Annotated in this window: 17 protein-coding genes; 13 read left to right on the top strand and 4 right to left on the bottom strand. The window is 45.1% G+C overall.

The features are described from left to right. The first annotated feature begins 3 nt into the window (after positions 1–3). The 9 genes from gspF to CXF83_RS00415 all read left to right on the top strand — a co-directional run bounded on the left by gspF (position 4) and on the right by CXF83_RS00415 (position 6,915). Positions 4–1,227, top strand: coding sequence for a type II secretion system inner membrane protein GspF (gene gspF / locus CXF83_RS00455; RefSeq protein WP_101091929.1), 1,224 nt, complete (start codon positions 4–6; stop codon positions 1,225–1,227). Positions 1,228–1,296: 69 nt separating this feature from the next. Beyond that, positions 1,297–1,731, top strand: coding sequence for a type II secretion system major pseudopilin GspG (gene gspG, locus CXF83_RS00450; RefSeq protein WP_101091928.1), 435 nt, complete (start codon positions 1,297–1,299; stop codon positions 1,729–1,731). Beyond that, positions 1,694–2,326, top strand: coding sequence for a type II secretion system minor pseudopilin GspH (gene gspH / locus CXF83_RS00445; RefSeq protein WP_101091927.1), 633 nt, complete (start codon positions 1,694–1,696; stop codon positions 2,324–2,326). The genes gspG and gspH overlap by 38 nt, the downstream gene beginning before the upstream one ends. Positions 2,327–2,370: 44 nt before the next feature. After that, entirely contained in the window at positions 2,371–2,742 is a 372-nt protein-coding gene (gene gspI / locus CXF83_RS00440; RefSeq protein WP_101091926.1) for a type II secretion system minor pseudopilin GspI, read from the top strand. Further along, the gene (gspJ, locus tag CXF83_RS00435; RefSeq protein ID WP_101091925.1) at positions 2,723–3,451 is read left to right on the top strand and encodes a type II secretion system minor pseudopilin GspJ; all 729 of its coding nucleotides are present in this window, start codon (positions 2,723–2,725) and stop codon (positions 3,449–3,451) included. The genes gspI and gspJ overlap by 20 nt, the downstream gene beginning before the upstream one ends. A 2-nt stretch (positions 3,452–3,453) precedes the next feature. After that, positions 3,454–4,434 (top strand): type II secretion system minor pseudopilin GspK, encoded by a 981-nt coding sequence (gene gspK, locus CXF83_RS00430; RefSeq protein WP_101091924.1) that lies wholly within the window; start codon positions 3,454–3,456, stop codon positions 4,432–4,434. A gap of 44 nt (positions 4,435–4,478) precedes the next feature. Further along, positions 4,479–5,669, top strand: a complete 1,191-nt coding sequence (gene gspL, locus CXF83_RS00425; protein WP_101091923.1) for a type II secretion system protein GspL — start codon at positions 4,479–4,481, stop codon at positions 5,667–5,669. A gap of 1 nt (position 5,670) precedes the next feature. Continuing rightward, positions 5,671–6,147: a type II secretion system protein M gene (locus CXF83_RS00420; RefSeq protein ID WP_101091922.1), complete on the top strand. Its 477-nt coding sequence runs from the start codon at positions 5,671–5,673 to the stop codon at positions 6,145–6,147. A gap of 9 nt (positions 6,148–6,156) precedes the next feature. Continuing rightward, complete coding sequence (locus CXF83_RS00415) at positions 6,157–6,915, top strand: type II secretion system protein N (RefSeq protein ID WP_101091921.1); 759 nt, start codon at positions 6,157–6,159, stop codon at positions 6,913–6,915. 64 nt (positions 6,916–6,979) lie between these two features. Here CXF83_RS00415 and yrfG read toward each other — a convergent pair whose 3' ends face one another. Continuing rightward, positions 6,980–7,657: a GMP/IMP nucleotidase gene (yrfG, locus tag CXF83_RS00410; protein ID WP_101091920.1), complete on the bottom strand. Its 678-nt coding sequence runs from the start codon at positions 7,655–7,657 to the stop codon at positions 6,980–6,982. Between the two features lie 99 nt (positions 7,658–7,756). On the opposite strand from yrfG, the gene nudE reads away from it, so the two are divergent. From nudE to CXF83_RS00395, 3 genes are all read left to right on the top strand, one after another. Continuing rightward, positions 7,757–8,311 carry an ADP compounds hydrolase NudE gene (gene nudE, locus CXF83_RS00405; RefSeq protein ID WP_101091919.1) on the top strand — a complete coding sequence of 185 codons (555 nt, stop codon included), beginning with the start codon at positions 7,757–7,759 and terminating at the stop codon, positions 8,309–8,311. A gap of 39 nt (positions 8,312–8,350) precedes the next feature. Next, positions 8,351–9,166 carry a 3'(2'),5'-bisphosphate nucleotidase CysQ gene (gene cysQ / locus CXF83_RS00400; protein ID WP_101091918.1) on the top strand — a complete coding sequence of 272 codons (816 nt, stop codon included), beginning with the start codon at positions 8,351–8,353 and terminating at the stop codon, positions 9,164–9,166. A 106-nt stretch (positions 9,167–9,272) separates the two neighbouring features. Next, positions 9,273–10,934, top strand: a complete 1,662-nt coding sequence (locus CXF83_RS00395) for an MFS transporter (protein WP_101091917.1) — start codon at positions 9,273–9,275, stop codon at positions 10,932–10,934. A 53-nt stretch (positions 10,935–10,987) separates the two neighbouring features. Here the strand turns inward: CXF83_RS00395 and mnmH are convergent, their stop codons facing one another. The 3 genes from mnmH to CXF83_RS00380 form a co-directional block, all read right to left on the bottom strand. After that, entirely contained in the window at positions 10,988–12,085 is a 1,098-nt protein-coding gene (gene mnmH, locus CXF83_RS00390) for a tRNA 2-selenouridine(34) synthase MnmH (RefSeq protein WP_101091916.1), read from the bottom strand. Beyond that, positions 12,085–13,122 carry a selenide, water dikinase SelD gene (gene selD / locus CXF83_RS00385; RefSeq protein WP_101091915.1) on the bottom strand — a complete coding sequence of 346 codons (1,038 nt, stop codon included), beginning with the start codon at positions 13,120–13,122 and terminating at the stop codon, positions 12,085–12,087. The genes mnmH and selD overlap by 1 nt, the downstream gene beginning before the upstream one ends. A 153-nt stretch (positions 13,123–13,275) precedes the next feature. Then, on the bottom strand, positions 13,276–14,382 hold the full coding sequence (locus CXF83_RS00380; RefSeq protein ID WP_101091914.1) for an acyl-CoA desaturase: 1,107 nt from the start codon (positions 14,380–14,382) through the stop codon (positions 13,276–13,278). A 140-nt stretch (positions 14,383–14,522) separates the two neighbouring features. Between CXF83_RS00380 and fabR the strand changes: the two genes are divergently transcribed. Next, complete coding sequence (gene fabR / locus CXF83_RS00375) at positions 14,523–15,137, top strand: HTH-type transcriptional repressor FabR (RefSeq protein ID WP_101091913.1); 615 nt, start codon at positions 14,523–14,525, stop codon at positions 15,135–15,137. Positions 15,138–15,191 lie beyond the last annotated feature (54 nt).

Raw genomic sequence — 15,191 nt, 5'->3', positions numbered from 1 at the left:
TCAGTGCCAGCATTTGAATACAAAGCATTAGATAAAGCCGGCAAGCAACAAAAAGGCGTTGTTGAAGCAGACACTGCAAGGCATGCCCGAGGCCAGCTCAGAGAGCTACGTTTAATGCCACTGGAAATAACCCCAGTGGTCGAAAAAGAGAGTAAAACAAAATCGGCAGGAGTGAGCTTTTTTAAGCGCGGAATATCAGTGTCTGAACTGGCATTGATCACTCGCCAAATTGCAACGTTAGTGGCGGCGGGCTTACCGATTGAAGAGGCCCTTAAAGCCGTCGGTCAACAATGCGAAAAAGATCGCCTCGCCAGTATGATTATGGCGGTTCGTTCACGTGTTGTTGAAGGTTATAGCTTAGCTGACTCGATGGCTGAGTTTCCCCACATTTTTGACGAGCTCTATCGCGCTATGGTGGCATCAGGTGAAAAGTCTGGTCACTTAGAAGTGGTATTGAATCGTCTTGCAGACTATACCGAGCGTCGCCAGCAACTCAAAAGTAAAATGACTCAAGCAATGATCTATCCTGTTGTCCTAACGTGTGTTGCAGTGGGTGTGATTGCTATTTTGCTTGCAGCCGTAGTGCCTGAGGTGGTTGGTCAGTTTGAGCACATGGGCCAAGCATTACCTTGGACTACCGAGTTACTCATCAGCTCTTCTGATTTTATTCGAGACTATGGACTGGTTGTTCTTGGGCTGCTTATCGGACTGTTTGTGTTATTGAAGCGCTTACTCGTGGTGCCAGCCAATAGAATGAAATACGATACGCTGTTATTGCGTGTTCCCGTGGTCAGTAAGGTCAGTAAAAGTTTAAATACCGCTCGTTTTGCTCGTACTTTGAGTATCCTCGCAGCGAGTTCGGTGCCATTGCTTGATGCTATGCGTATTGCTAGCGATGTATTGATTAATGTAAGAGTTAAAGCGGCCGTTGAAGAGGCCACATCGCGTGTGCGTGAGGGCACAAGTTTGGGTGCTGCTTTAGCAAATACTAAACTTTTTCCGCCAATGATGCTCTATATGATTAGCTCTGGTGAAAAAAGTGGTCAACTCGAGCAGATGTTGGAGCGGGCTGCAGATAACCAAGATCGGGAGTTTGAGTCAAATGTCACGATTGCACTTGGTGTATTTGAACCTATGTTGGTTGTGAGTATGGCCGCAGTGGTGTTATTTATTGTGTTAGCGATTCTTCAGCCAATTTTAGCGCTGAATAATCTGATCAGTGGTTAACGAATAGTTTCGATGTTGGCATTGCCATATAGCGAGATATATAAGTCATTCAGTTAAAGGAAGTTTTCAATGCAAATTCGTAGTAAACAAAAAGGTTTTACACTTTTAGAAGTGATGGTCGTTATCGTTATTTTAGGTATCTTAGCCTCGATGGTCGTGCCTAACTTAATGGGTAACAAAGATAAAGCTGATCAACAAAAAGCGGTTTCAGACATTGTCGCGCTAGAAAATGCGTTAGATATGTATCGGTTAGACAACAGTATCTATCCAACGACAGAGCAGGGCTTAGAAGCGTTAGTGCAGAAGCCAACGATGTCGCCAGAGCCACGTAACTACCGCGAAGATGGTTATGTTAAGCGTTTACCACAAGATCCATGGCGCAATGATTACCTGCTTTTAAGCCCAGGTGAAAATGGTAAGTTAGATATCTTCAGTGTCGGGCCTGATGGCCAGGCTGGTACAGAAGATGATATCGGTAACTGGAACCTGCAGAACTTGCAATAAGATGACATTGTCACGAATTGTTCGAGCACGTCAAGCGGGCTTCACCTTAATGGAGGTGTTGCTCGTGGTGTTACTGATGGGATTAGCCGCTTCGGCTGTGACTTTAAGTATGGGCGGCGCAAGCCAAGAGAAAGCGCTCGAACGTCTGGCTGTGCAATTTATGATGTCAGCTGAGATGGTGTTAGATGAAACGGTACTTAGCGGTCAATTCATTGGTATTGTTGTTGAAAAAGACAGTTATGAATATGTCTATTACGACTACGACGACGGTAAATGGAAGCCCTTAGAACAAGACCGGCTGTTATCTGCAAGGCAAATGGAACCTGGATTTGAGTTACACCTTGTTCTAGATGGTTTGCCGCTAGTGCAAGAAGATGAAGAACAAGACAGCTGGTTCGATGAGCCTTTAATTGAGCCATCAGCGGACGACAAAAAGAAATATCCGGAACCGCAAATCCTGCTATTCCCGAGTGGTGAAATGAGTGCATTTGAACTGTCTTTCGTCACCCGAAATGAAATGAATAAAGAGATTGAAGTGGTTGTGTTTGGCGATGTGCTGGGTAGATTAAAATTGGACCATGAAGATGATATCTAGTTATTTTCCAGCATTTTCAAGCGCAAGCAACAGAGTGAGTGCTTATGTTTATTAAGCAACGCGGTATGACCTTACTCGAAGTGATCGTCGCGCTAGCGGTTTTTTCTATTGCCGCGGTATCGATTACCAAAAGCTTAGGCGAGCAGATGGCTAATATGCCGATATTGGAAGAGCGCACCATGGCACAGTGGGTCGCGCATAACCAAATGGTTGAAGCCCGCTTAGAGTCTAAGTTTCCTGATATTGGTCGTAAAGATGGCCAAGAGCGGTTAGCGAGCAAAGATTGGTACTGGCGCAAAGAGGTTGTTAAGACAACGGATGATAATTTTAGAATGATACGAATAACCATCAGCGACGATGAGCGCTTTGGTCGTGTCATTGCCGAGGTGAGCAGTTATGTCCTCAAGTCTGACTAAATCTAATCGTGGCTTTACGCTGCTTGAGATGTTGATCGCTATTTCGATTTTTGCTTTGTTAGGGCTGGCAGCCAATACGGTACTGCACACAGTGCTACAAAACGACACGGTTACGCGTGAGTTTGCTGGCAAGTTAAAAGCGATGCAACAAGGCTTTGGGATCATTGAGCGTGATCTAAACCAAATGGTGGCTCGCACGCCAAGGCTGCTTGACGGCGGTCGCGGTACCACGGTATTTCAAACCGGTGACAACATGCTCGACTCAGAATCTGAGTCGCTAGTGTTTTTCCGTTTGGGTTGGTTAAACCCTGATGGTCTATTGCCTCGAGGCAGCCTACAGTCGGTAGCCTACGTAGTGATAGAGGGACAGTTACAGCGTTGGTATTACCCCTATCCAGAGCCTGAAATTGGCGCTGAACCGATAAAAACGGTGATAATGGAAAAGGTTATTTCTGTTGAGTATGCTTTCTTTAGCGACGATAAGTGGGAACGAAAAACCGACGCTACCAAATTACCCAAGGCGATAGCCATGGAAATTGAATTTGAAGATTTAGGCAAAGTTCAGCGTAAGTTTCTATTGCCGTTAGGGGCCCCAGCGGGCAGTAACTCGAGCAATAATAACGGCGGTAATAACAATAACGACACAGAAAAAGACAAAGAAAAAGAAGACACGGGTAATGGTTCGGGCAATAACGGTAAAGGGACTTAACGATGCGGACTAAGCAGCGTGGAGTCGCACTCATTGTCGTATTATTGATTGTAGCAATAGTGGCAATAGTGGCGACCAAGATAACCTCTAGAAACCAGATATCCGTTAGGCGCACCATTAATTTGGCGCAATACGATCAAGCTTTTTGGTATGCCATCTCGGCTGAAGAGATCGCGAAGAAGGTCTTAAAACAAGATTTAGAAGACTCTGATACTGTGCATATGCAACAGTACTGGGCGCAAGCCGATGTGATTTTTCCAGCAGAGAATGGGGAGATCGCCGGTAAAATAAGTGATATGCAGTCATGTTTTAACCTGAATGCATTATCACAGACGACTAAGACAGTAGAAAACGGTCAGCCCAAATTACCTTTGCCCGCAGTGCAATTTAAAGGCTTATTAGTGGCATTGGGTATGGATGACTTTGCGGCCGAGCGCTTAGCGCAAACCTTAAAAGATTATATAGATGAGGATACGACTGCAGGGCCTTACGGTGCAGAAGATGCAGACTATGAGGCGCGTAATGTCCCTTATCGTGCAGCTAATACTTTGCTGAGCCATAAGAGTGAACTGCGTGCGGTGATGGGGTTTACCCAAGATATCTATCTGAAAATAGCGCCGTATGTGTGTGCAGTACCGGGCAATAGCACTATGGTGTTAAATGTTAATACGGTCCCTGTTGAGCAAGCGGCACTGATTGCTGGCATGCTCGATAATAAAATTTCGGTGGGTGAAGCTGAAAGTATCATTAACCAACGCCCAGGTGATGGCTACGAAAAAATAGACGAGTTTTGGGAAAACTCCTCTATCGCCGGCCTAGCCAGTGACGCACAGCTTAAATCAAGTTTTGGTGTGACCAGTAGCTATTTCCTACTGCAAGCGGGAGCCAAAGTTGATAACGCCGTCTTTAGGCTTGAAAGTGTGCTCAAAGGCGATAGCAAAACGCTAGAAGTGTTATCCCGGCAGTTTGGCGGACAAAAATAACAACAGTCCTTTAATGAGTTAAAGAGACTTGTGGAGACAGATCAGTGAGTGAAAGATTATTCATCCGTTTAGGGCAATCATTTGAGCAACCATGTTCGTGGCTCGTTTGGTCTGAACAGGAGCAAGAAATTATAGGTTCTGGCGAACTGAGTGACGCCAGTGCGCTATCAACTCTGACTGAAAGAGCGGGTAACCGTGCGGTAGACGTTTTAGTCCCGGCCTCTAGCATTACATTGACCGCAGTGGACCTGCCAGAAAAGGGTCAGCGCCAAGCGATTAAAGCGCTACCTTTTATGCTGGAAGAAAATTTAGCTCAAGATGTTGATGAGCTTCATTTTGTGGTGGGCCCCCGCCAAGGTGACGCACTCAGTATTGCCGTTGTGGCACACGAACAGATGCAAAATTGGATTGAATGGCTAGCTGAAGCTGGGCTTAAAGCCAAGTGTATCGTCCCTGATTGTTTGGCACTGCCGCTGGCAGAGTGTGACTGGGCCGCTATTACTTTTGGGCAAGATATTCTGCTTAGAACAGGCGAAAGCAGTGGTGTTAGCCTTAATAAAGACTGGTTAGATGTGGCTTTACCACAATTGTTACCTGATAGCGCAAACACCACCACTGTCGCAGGCTATACCGAATTAACGTTGACGGGTGTTGATATTAAAGAGCAGCCACTCGACCTCCCTATGCTGGTTTTGGCTCGGGGTATACTGAATGCCCCAATGAATTTACTGTCAGGGGTTTATCAGCCTAAACGCGAATATGGTAAACATTTGAGTTTATGGCGCAATGCCGCCGTTGTATTTGCCGTGGTTGTGATATTGGCTCTGGTAAACAAAGGGCTCAACATTCATCAGATGAATGCCAAAGCTGATGCCGTAAAGCTACAAAGTGAACAGATCTATAAGCAAGTGGTTCCGGGCAGTTCTCGAGTCGTTAATTTACGGGCTCAAATGGAAAGCTATGTTCGCAAGATGCAGGGCGGCGGCAGTGGTAGTGAATTTTTTGCGATGCTAGAAGGTACAAAAGTCGCATTTGCTCAAGTCACGGATTTAAAACCCACCTCATTACGCTTCGACAGTAGTCGCAGCGAGATCCGCATGCAGGTTAAGGCCAAAAGCTACGATCAGATTGAAAAGTTTAAAGAGATAATCTCTCGCTCATATAAGCTCGATGGTGGCGCAATGAATAGCGGTGAATCAGAAGTCACTAGCACCTTAACCATCAGGAGCAAATAAGATGGATAACATTAAAGTATGGTGGGCTGGACTGGTTCTGCGTGAAAAGCAGATGGTCAGCGCTTGTGGTGTAGTGTTATTGATTGGTATTTTGTATTGGGGTATTTGGACTCCGATAGCTAATGCTGAAAATGATGCGCAGCTCAATCTTGAAGGGCAACTTAGTACGCTAAATTATGTAAAGAAGACCGCTAACCGTATAGCGGGCTTGAAACAGACAAGCCAAGGTAGTGCTTTTAAAGGCAGCTTAAGTGCAGCAGTTAATCAAACCGCAGGTCGTTTTGGTTTGACCATTACCCGTATGCAGCCGCAAGGGAATAAAATCCAAGTATGGATGGATGAAGTTCCGTTCGAAACCTTGCTTAGCTACCTTTATGAGTTGGTTCAAAATCAAGGCTTGTCGTTAGAGAGCCTCGATTTGGCAGAATCTGATACGCCTGGTTTTGTAAATGTTCGCCGAATTCAGTTATCCAAGTAGGATGTTGTTGTGAAATTAGTTAAAAAAATAGCGCTCGGTTTTTTCATCTATTTGGTGTTCCTGCTGGTTTTGTTTCCTGCAAGTATGGCCGTTAAATTGGCCCCTATCCCAGCCAATATCGTTCTCAATGGTGTGTCGGGTACTATTTGGTCTGGCAGTATTGATATGCTTAGCGTGCAAAAACGTCAAGTTGAACAGGTGCAATGGGATTTAAGTATTGCTTCATTATTAACCGGAACGGTTAAGGCTGATATAAGTATCGGGACGCGTAGCAGTGCAGTTAATGGCAAAGGCGTTGTGGCTTATTCATTTGGCGGACTCGATGTCAGTGGTTTGCGTTTTGACGCACCAAGTGACTTCTTGCTTGGCAAGACTCGTTTACCGTTTAAGACCAAAATCAATGGTGATATTAGTGCGTTAGTGAATACTTTTGAACAAGGATTGCCTTGGTGTGAGCAGCTAGTCGGTAAGCTATTTTTAAATAAGGTACAAGTCACCAATCAGTTTGGTAATTACCCACTCGGTGACATTGCTTTAGGCTTAAGTTGTCTTGATGGCAACGTGCAATTAGCCACTGATGAAAAGCTAAACGGATTGGGTTTAGATGGCACCATCGTATTGGCCGACAATAAGATGATGCAGGTAAATGCCAAAATTCGTGAAGTGAATACTCAACCGGATGATTTGAAAAAAGCCCTGGGATTTTTAGGTAAAAAAGACAGCCAAGGCTATTACCCTATTACTTATCAAGGCCGATTGCCGATCTAGGCATTACTCACGGTCATTAAAAAAGGGCACTTTATAGTGCCCTTTTTAGATCGACAAGCTCGCTTTAAATCACGCTGTCGCTGGCGAGTAATTCGTCTAGCAGGTGACGATAATCTGCTATTGCAGGAAAATCGTTAAAGGGTTTAACTGGCTTCTGACTATCGGGGTTGGTAACACCTAATTGATAGCCCACCCCTGCCAGTTTCGCAGCCGCTAGAATCGCTTCGTTATCATCAATGAATAAGCAGCGAGCTGGGTCTAAATTAAAGCGCTGAAAAAGTTGCTGCCAGAATAACGGATGCTCTTTTGGGTAGCCGGTTTCATGGCTAGAGATCATTTCATCGAGCCCAAGTGCTAAGTCCGTATGCTGCAGTTTTAGGGCTAAGCCTTTCGGGTGTGCATTTGTTACCAGGATACGGCGCTTATCTGCTTGCTTTAACGCATATAAAAACGGCAAGCTGTCTTGGCGTAGCTGGATCTTATCCACGAGCGTTTTATGTAAGGTCATTATATCTAACCCCATCTGCCGTTCCCAATAGTCTAAGCAGTACCAATCGAGGGTACCCTCTACATTTTGGTAACTCGTCTCAACCCACTCCATTGCTGTTTTCTCTGTGATATTACGTTGTTCACTGAGCGCTTTGGGGACTAAATTTAGCCAAAAATGGTTATCGAAATGAAGGTCGAGCAAAGTGCCATCCATATCGAGTAGAACGGTATCAATTTTGCGCCATGGGAACATAGTTTGCTGATCCTCAAAAATTCAGGTTGTAGATTGCAGGTAGAATAGTAAGATTGTAACTGATCTCGTAAATTTATCTGCATCAACACTGGGATGTGTATGACTAACAAGAACGTTAAACCGGAAATATTGCATGCTGAAGTCGTCGCCAAGAGTCGATTATTTCAAATTGAACAAGTGCATTTAAGGTTTTCGAATCAAGTTGAACGCCAATATGAGCGGATGAAAGGCAATAACCGTGGTGCGGTAATGGTTGTGCCAGTACTTGATCAAAAACAGCTACTGTTAGGTCGAGAGTACGCGGCGGGCACGCACAGTTACGAGCTCGGTTTTCCGAAAGGACTGATTGATCCGGGTGAGAACGCTGCAGAGGCTGCCAACCGAGAATTACAGGAAGAGATTGGTTTTGGCTCGAAAAAACTGACTCATTTGATGGAATTAAGCTTAGCACCAGGATATTTTGCGAGTAAAATGCAGATATTTCTGGCTGAAGAGCTTTACCAGAGTGAGCTGGAAGGGGATGAACCTGAACCGATAGAGTTGGTCAAATGGCCACTTGATCAGTGGCTGAGTTTATTACAAGAGCAGGATTTCTCAGAGTCACGTAGTGTAAGTGCTTTATTTTTAGCGCAAAAGCATCTACAACTTAAGTAGTTCAACAAATATTCGGGTAGTGAGGCTGTTGGAGTCGTTATGAAGCCAGAGAGTTACATCGATCAAGTCATTGAAATCGCCACCGTGGCGGGTAAAAGAATTCGCGATATTTACCAAAAAGGTGATTATGATCGCGAGATAAAGTCAGATAACACCCCTGTTACCTCGGCTGATATCGCAGCGCATAATATTATTACCAAAGCGTTGAATGAGTTAACCCCCGATATTCCAGTATTATCGGAAGAAGCTGCTGATATCCCTTTCGCACAGCGCAGTCACTGGCAACGGTATTGGTTAGTCGACCCACTGGATGGTACTGGCGAATTTATCGCAGGTAGTGGTGACTTCTCGGTCATCATCGCATTGGTCGAGCATAATCGTCCTATCGTAGGTGTTGTTTATGTGCCGATGACTGAGGTGTGTTATTACGCGATCGCCGGATTAGGCGCTTATAAGCGTGTAAAAGGTAATGATCTACGCATCAGTAGCCGTCAGATTGGCAAAGATGATAATAGCCCGTTGCGATTGGCGGTCAGTCGGCGTCAAGATCCACAATCGGTGATAAAGCTGTTTAATCAGAATAAGCACTGTGAACTCGTCGTTCTCGGGGGAGCTGCATTGAAAAGCTGTTTAGTGGCTGAAGGTCGCGCCGATAGCTATGTGCGCATAGGCCCCACTGGAGAGTGGGACACTGGCGCCGCGCAGATTATTGTCGAAGAGGCAGGCGGGCAGATTATGGATCTTGCACTGCAACCACTGAGCTATAATGAGCGTGAAAGTTTAGAGAACCCAAATTTCATTGTTGTTGGTTCGCCGAATTTAGCCTGGGACGAGATCCTCACAGCTGAGAGCTAAGTCCTCAGCAGATTGAAGCCATCACAGTGTGATGGCTTTTTTATGGGACTTATTTTGTCATTGTCGTGTAGTTGTAGATCTCGTCAGCCATTTCAAAAGGAAAATCATGTTATTTAGTCGCCGCTTTTTGCCCTACTTCATTACCCAGTGCTTGGGGGCATTAAATGACAATGTATTTAAAAACGTGCTGTTACTGATGGTGAGTTACTCGCAAATTGAGGCTTTACCGATAGATGTGCATCTGTTTGTAAACCTTGCCGCAGGTTTGTTTATACTGCCGTTTTTATTGTTTTCCGCCCATGCTGGCCAAATTGCAGATAGTGTTGATAAAGCGATACTGATCCGTCGCCTTAAGGTTGTCGAATTTTTGATTATGTCGGCGGCAGTGTTCGCCATACTCTCCCATAGCTATCTTATTATGTTGCTCTTGCTGTTTTTAATGGGAACGCAGTCTGCATACTTTGGTCCTGTTAAATACTCACTACTGCCACGCGTGCTTAAAGAGAATGAACTAGTATCGGGCAATGCTTGGGTAGAGATGGGCACGTTTTTAGCCATCTTAATCGGCACACTATCCGCAGGGCTGATTGTAGCGAGTGACAATGCCACTTATTGGGCGGCTGGCAGTGTCTTGATACTGGCGATGATCGGCTTACTCGCCAGTTGTATGATCCCCAGTGTCCCGACACCTAATCGGATAAAGCCTCAATTTTCGATTATTTCTGCTACGGTTGCGAGTATTCGTAAGGTCCGAAAAACTAAGGATATCTGGTTAGCCATCTTGGCGATTAGTTGGTTTTGGTTTGTGGGTGCAACCTATTTAACCCAGATCCCTAACTTTGCACGGATCACGCTCAATGCCGACCCAACAGTAGTCTCTTTGTTATTGCTACTGTTTTCAGTAGGAATTGGTATTGGCTCTTTTGTTTGTGAACGCTTGTCTTTCAAACAGGTCGAGTTGGGTGTCGCACCGATCGGACTTATGCTACTCGGCGGCTTTGGCATTGATTTGTATGCTGCATTGCCTGTGGTTTTAGTGTCAGAGCCTGTATTTGATATCCGTTCCTTTATCGCTGATGCTAGTCATTATCGCCTCATGTTTGATCTATTCATGATAGGGGTCGGTGGCGGTCTGTTTATCGTGCCGCTATATACCTTTATTCAAGCTCGCGCAGATGAAAGTGAGTGTGCGCAAGCTATCGCCAGTAATAACATCATGAATGCGCTCTTTATGGTGACATCGGCTATTTTCGCCATGTTGGTGCTAAATGGATTGCAGTGGAATATAGAGCAACTGTTTTTACTGCTCGCTTGCGGCAACGTATTGGTGCTTTTACTGCTATTCGTTTTTTGGCCTGAGCTTGTCGTGAGCGCCATGAGTTATGTGGTGCGTAGAGTGCTGAATAGAGTGACGGTGTCTAATAAGACCAAATTGGCTCCCTTACTGCAGGATAAATCGATGCCGCTAATTGTCGAGTTAACCCCGCTTAACTGGCGTACATTGCTGGTTCTTTACGGTATGTTTAATCGACCAGTGTATTTCGTTACAGATCCACTAAAGGCTGCACAAAGAGGTTTGCTGGCATATATCATTAATAAGCGACAATGGCATGGTGTTACGCTATCGCAATCAGCCCCTGTGTTGGTCTGTATCGCTGGCGCTCAAGCTCAGCCAGTAATTGCCAACGCTAAATTACTCAAGTGCCGTATAGAGCAAAGACAAGCGAGTGGGTTCAGAGGGCAAGTTGAGGTAGGATTTTCGATATGAAAAAGTCGGCTACCTCATGCTTGACGAGATAACCGTTTGACGCGTTTTAATGGTTAAATAGCATCTAACCATTGGTGGACTTCAGCGTGGTTGCCTTTAAATAGTATACGCTCCGCTTTTTTATCAATTTGATATTGATACATAGGGTCGTAATACTTGCTTAGCAGGAGTTCAATCCATTCAAGATGCGCTGTCGTGTCGCCACGGCTTTGTTGAATGTTAAGTGCGTTAGTGATGATGGCTTGGAATTCGTCATGCTGTTTTCCGCCAAGACGCTTCTTGATACCGGTGATACTTAACGCAAGGTATTCCGCGAATGCATTATATCCCGCTTCTTCACCTAAACGTTCAATATAGCCGCTATGCATTTTATGCACATACTCATTGAGCAAGCGTGTCAGTCTGGCTTCTAGGGGCTCTTCTAGCACGACGATATTAGCGGCTTGCATCCCGTTATAAAAAGGTTTTGGTAATGCTGAGCGGCCAATGAGAAAGCTTTCATCTTCAAGTAGTAAGTGTTTGGCGTCGCTGTCTTGATGTTTTAGCAGTGCCACAGCGAGTGCGTTTTCAAAGTTAATCTGCGTGGGTTGAGGTTCATGGTAACGGCCAAAGCTTGAACCACGATGATGCGCAATACCTTCTAGATCGACCGCATCATTGCGGGCTAATAAAAAGTCAGTCTTGCCGCTGCCGGTGATCCCACTTAGGATCAGCATTGGCTTTTGGCTTGGTGCATTATCGATAGTTTCAATCAGAAATTGGCGCATCGCTTTGTAGCCCCCTTCAATAAAGGGGACGTCGATGCCAGCCTCTTTTAACCATTGCTGGGTTAATTGAGAGCGTAAGCCGCCACGAAAGCAGTACAAATAAGCATTAGGATTTTCGGTGAAAAAACGCAGCCAAGTATCAACTCTTTGCTGTTTAATCTCTCCGCCCACAAGTGAGTGCCCAAGTGCTATAGCTGCTTCTTGGCCTTTCGCCTTGTAACAGGTGCCGACAAGCTTGCGCTCTTCATCTTCCATTAGTGGATGATTAGTGCTGCCAAGAAAGGCACCTTTGTCAAATTCAACAGGTGCTCGCACATCCATTATAGGGTGATCACTGACGAGTATTCGTCTGTACTCAGTTGCGCTCACAATGTTGAGTGGCATTAGATAAGCTCCACTGTCGTCGCGGCTTTCTCGACGAGTTGGCCGATACAGATAGGTGCTACACCGTTATCGGTAAGCAATTTTTGTAGCGTAGCTTCACCTTCAACCGACACAGATATCAGTAAACCACCACTTGTTTGGGGATCGCAAATAATCGCTTTCTGCTCGTCCGTTAATGGAGGTAACTGCTCTGCATAACTGTCGAAGTTTCTGTGAGTTCCTCCAGGAATGCAGCCCATTTCTAAATAGTGCCGTGCGTTGGGGAGCAAGGGTAACAAGCTAATATCAATTTTTGCCCCTAGATCTGCGCCATGGCACATTTCTAAAAGATGTCCTGCTAAGCCAAATCCAGTGACATCTGTCAGTGCATTTACCTGTGGGATCTTTGCGATATCAGGGCCTAATATGTTGAGTTGGCACATCGCCTCTGCTGCAGTATTAAGATCCGCATCAGCGAGCTTTTTCTGTTTTTGCGCAGTGGTTAAAATACCGATACCGAGTGGTTTAGTCAGATAAAGTTTGTCACCAACTTTTGCAGTACTGTTCTGTTTTAGCTCTTCAAGTGGAATTTGTCCGGTTACGGCCAAACCAAAAATAGGCTCAGGTGAATCGATACTGTGGCCACCTGCAAGCATAATGCCCGCATCTGCACAGGCTTGTCTGCCACCATCAACCACTTGTTGCGCCACTTCAGCGGGTAATTTATTGACTGGCCAGCCCAAAATAGCGATTGCCATCATAGGTGTACCGCCCATCGCATAGATGTCGCTTATTGCATTGGTCGCGGCGATGCGTCCGAATGTAAATGGATCATCAACAATCGGCATAAAGAAGTCGGTGGTGCTGATAATACCAGTGGTATCGTTCAGTTTGTAAACCGCGGCATCATCTCGCGTTTGGTTGCCAACAAGCAACTTAGGGTCGTGAAATACTGGCAGTTGAGTTGCGAGTATAGTGCCAAGCACTTTAGGAGAAATTTTGCAGCCGCAACCAGCGCCGTGGCTGTATTCGGTAAGTTTGATTTGTTGATCTGACATGAGCTTAAAACGCCCTAAAAGAAGCTAATTAGCCGATCATCATAGACCCATCACCTTATGACTTCAATGAAGTCATAAGGTAAGTTGATGCTTAAGGGGGATCTTGCAGATAAGCATAATAAAAAGCCACTCTATTGAGTGGCGTTAATTATGTTAGCTGAAACTGGCCGTCAGACTGTGCCAACTTTTCTGCTGTTGTTTGAATTGAAGTTTTAATTCTTTGACTCGCGTCATAAGGTCTCTATCTGCAAGTTGTTTACGCTTGGCTTCGAGTAATATTTTTTTAGCATCGTAATATTCAACTAAATGCGCTTTCAATGTTTCATATTCAGCTTGCAGCTTTTCGACTATTTCGTCGCTATTGGGTAGATGGGCCACTTTATTTTGAGTGCGTTTTAACTGCATCTGTAAGCGAGCGCTCTCAATACGCTCTTGTGGCACCACACGGCGACTATGAGTCAGGCCAACGAGTGCTAAGCCATCAATTAGCCACTTGGTTGGGTCATACTGCCACCAGTGAATACCGTTGCGATAGTCGTTTTCAAAAATATGATGGTAGTTATGATAACCCTCGCCGTAGGTTAATAAGGCGATGAAACCGTTATCACGCGCGGTATTTTTATCGGTATACGGCTGTGACCCCCAAATATGGGCAAGAGAATTGATAAAGAAAGTACAGTGATGCACAACCACTAAGCGCAGCAGGCCTGCGAGTAGTAACATGCCGAGGATGTCGCCATTTAACCAACCGAGTAAAATTGGCAGGCCAAAATTCATAATAATCAATAAGGGAAGGTAGTATTTATGCTGCCACATCACAATTTTATCATTCTGTAGGTCACGTACATTCTTGTAATCGTGGTAACGCTGAGATTGATACTCACGTAGCATCCAGCCTATATGGCTATACCAAAATCCCATTTTAGCGGAATAGGGGTCTTTGTCGTTGTTATCGACATGCTTATGGTGAACTCGATGATCAGATGACCAATGCAATGCGCTATTTTGTAGCGCTAAAGCACCACCAAGAGCATATAAGAAACGCACTGAAGCATGTGCTTTGTAAGTGCGGTGAGACCAGAGTCTATGGTATCCACCAGTGATCGATAAGCCACTAGCAAAGGCCAGTACGACAAAGGCAACCCATTCAATGGCTTCAAAGCCGTGGGCAATACCGTACCAAGGAACAAATAACACAGCGGAGGCAAATGTGATGGTAAATAGACTCACATTCATCCAAAGAATAGGAGGTTTTTTCATTATTTTTAATAATCTCTAGTTGAGCGTACAGCTGTACGCTAATTTAACTTGGATAAGAACTTGGGTCAAGTTTGTTGATGCTGCGTTTTGTGTAAAAAAGCGTTATTATTCGAAATATAATTTTTGTGAGTAGGTGCAACATGGGCATAAGAGCACAACAAAAAGAGAAGACGCGTCGGGCGCTGGTCGATGCAGCGTTTAATCAGTTGAGTGCTGAGCGTAGCTTTTCTAGCCTAAGTTTGCGCGAAGTTGCGCGTGAGGCCAATATTGCTCCAACCTCATTCTATCGTCATTTCAAAGATATGAATGAGCTGGGCTTGACCATGGTTGATGAAGGTGGACTGACACTACGGCAAATGATGCGTAAAGGGCGTCAACGTGCTGAGGCGGGTGGGAGTGTCATTCGAATCTCAGTTGAAACTTTCATGGAAGTGATGGAGTCGAATCCAAACGTGTTCCGTATTCTATTGCACGAACGATCTGGCACCTCAGCTCCCTTTAGAGCAGCAGTAGCACGTGAGATAGAGCATTTTATCTCTGAACTTGCACATTATACGGAAGCTACAGCTCATAGATCGCCAGACTTAGCTCATGCACAGGCAGAAGCTTTGGTTACCTTGGTGTTTAATGCCGGCGCCGCCGCATTGGATATGAAACGTACTGATCGTAAGGTATTAGCTGACCGCTTAGTGATTCAGTTGCATATGATTGCTAAAGGTGCAGATGCTTTACAAAGTAAAAGAGATCATAAGTAGCTAACTCAATAACAAAAACGGCATCCCTTTGGATGCCGTTTTTGTTTAATAAAG

Source organism: Shewanella sp. Choline-02u-19, assembly GCF_002836205.1.
Classification (GTDB): domain Bacteria; phylum Pseudomonadota; class Gammaproteobacteria; order Enterobacterales; family Shewanellaceae; genus Shewanella.
The sequence above is the reverse complement of the archived record's forward strand: the minus strand, read 5'-3'. Positions and strand labels throughout refer to the sequence as shown.

What these genes read in the sequence shown, in the direction of transcription:
- gspG (WP_101091928.1), top strand. Translation starts at nt 1,297, where the DNA reads ATGCAAATTCGTAGTAAACAAAAAGGTTTTACACTTTTAGAAGTGATG.
- gspH (WP_101091927.1), top strand. Translation starts at nt 1,694, where the DNA reads ATGATATCGGTAACTGGAACCTGCAGAACTTGCAATAAGATGACATTG.
- gspI (WP_101091926.1), top strand. Translation starts at nt 2,371, where the DNA reads ATGTTTATTAAGCAACGCGGTATGACCTTACTCGAAGTGATCGTCGCG.
- gspJ (WP_101091925.1), top strand. Translation starts at nt 2,723, where the DNA reads ATGTCCTCAAGTCTGACTAAATCTAATCGTGGCTTTACGCTGCTTGAG.
- gspK (WP_101091924.1), top strand. Translation starts at nt 3,454, where the DNA reads ATGCGGACTAAGCAGCGTGGAGTCGCACTCATTGTCGTATTATTGATT.
- CXF83_RS00420 (WP_101091922.1), top strand. Translation starts at nt 5,671, where the DNA reads ATGGATAACATTAAAGTATGGTGGGCTGGACTGGTTCTGCGTGAAAAG.
- yrfG (WP_101091920.1), bottom strand. Translation starts at nt 7,657, where the DNA reads ATGTTCCCATGGCGCAAAATTGATACCGTTCTACTCGATATGGATGGC.
- nudE (WP_101091919.1), top strand. Translation starts at nt 7,757, where the DNA reads ATGACTAACAAGAACGTTAAACCGGAAATATTGCATGCTGAAGTCGTC.
- cysQ (WP_101091918.1), top strand. Translation starts at nt 8,351, where the DNA reads ATGAAGCCAGAGAGTTACATCGATCAAGTCATTGAAATCGCCACCGTG.
- CXF83_RS00395 (WP_101091917.1), top strand. Translation starts at nt 9,273, where the DNA reads ATGTTATTTAGTCGCCGCTTTTTGCCCTACTTCATTACCCAGTGCTTG.
- mnmH (WP_101091916.1), bottom strand. Translation starts at nt 12,085, where the DNA reads ATGCCACTCAACATTGTGAGCGCAACTGAGTACAGACGAATACTCGTC.
- selD (WP_101091915.1), bottom strand. Translation starts at nt 13,122, where the DNA reads ATGTCAGATCAACAAATCAAACTTACCGAATACAGCCACGGCGCTGGT.
- CXF83_RS00380 (WP_101091914.1), bottom strand. Translation starts at nt 14,382, where the DNA reads ATGAAAAAACCTCCTATTCTTTGGATGAATGTGAGTCTATTTACCATC.
- fabR (WP_101091913.1), top strand. Translation starts at nt 14,523, where the DNA reads ATGGGCATAAGAGCACAACAAAAAGAGAAGACGCGTCGGGCGCTGGTC.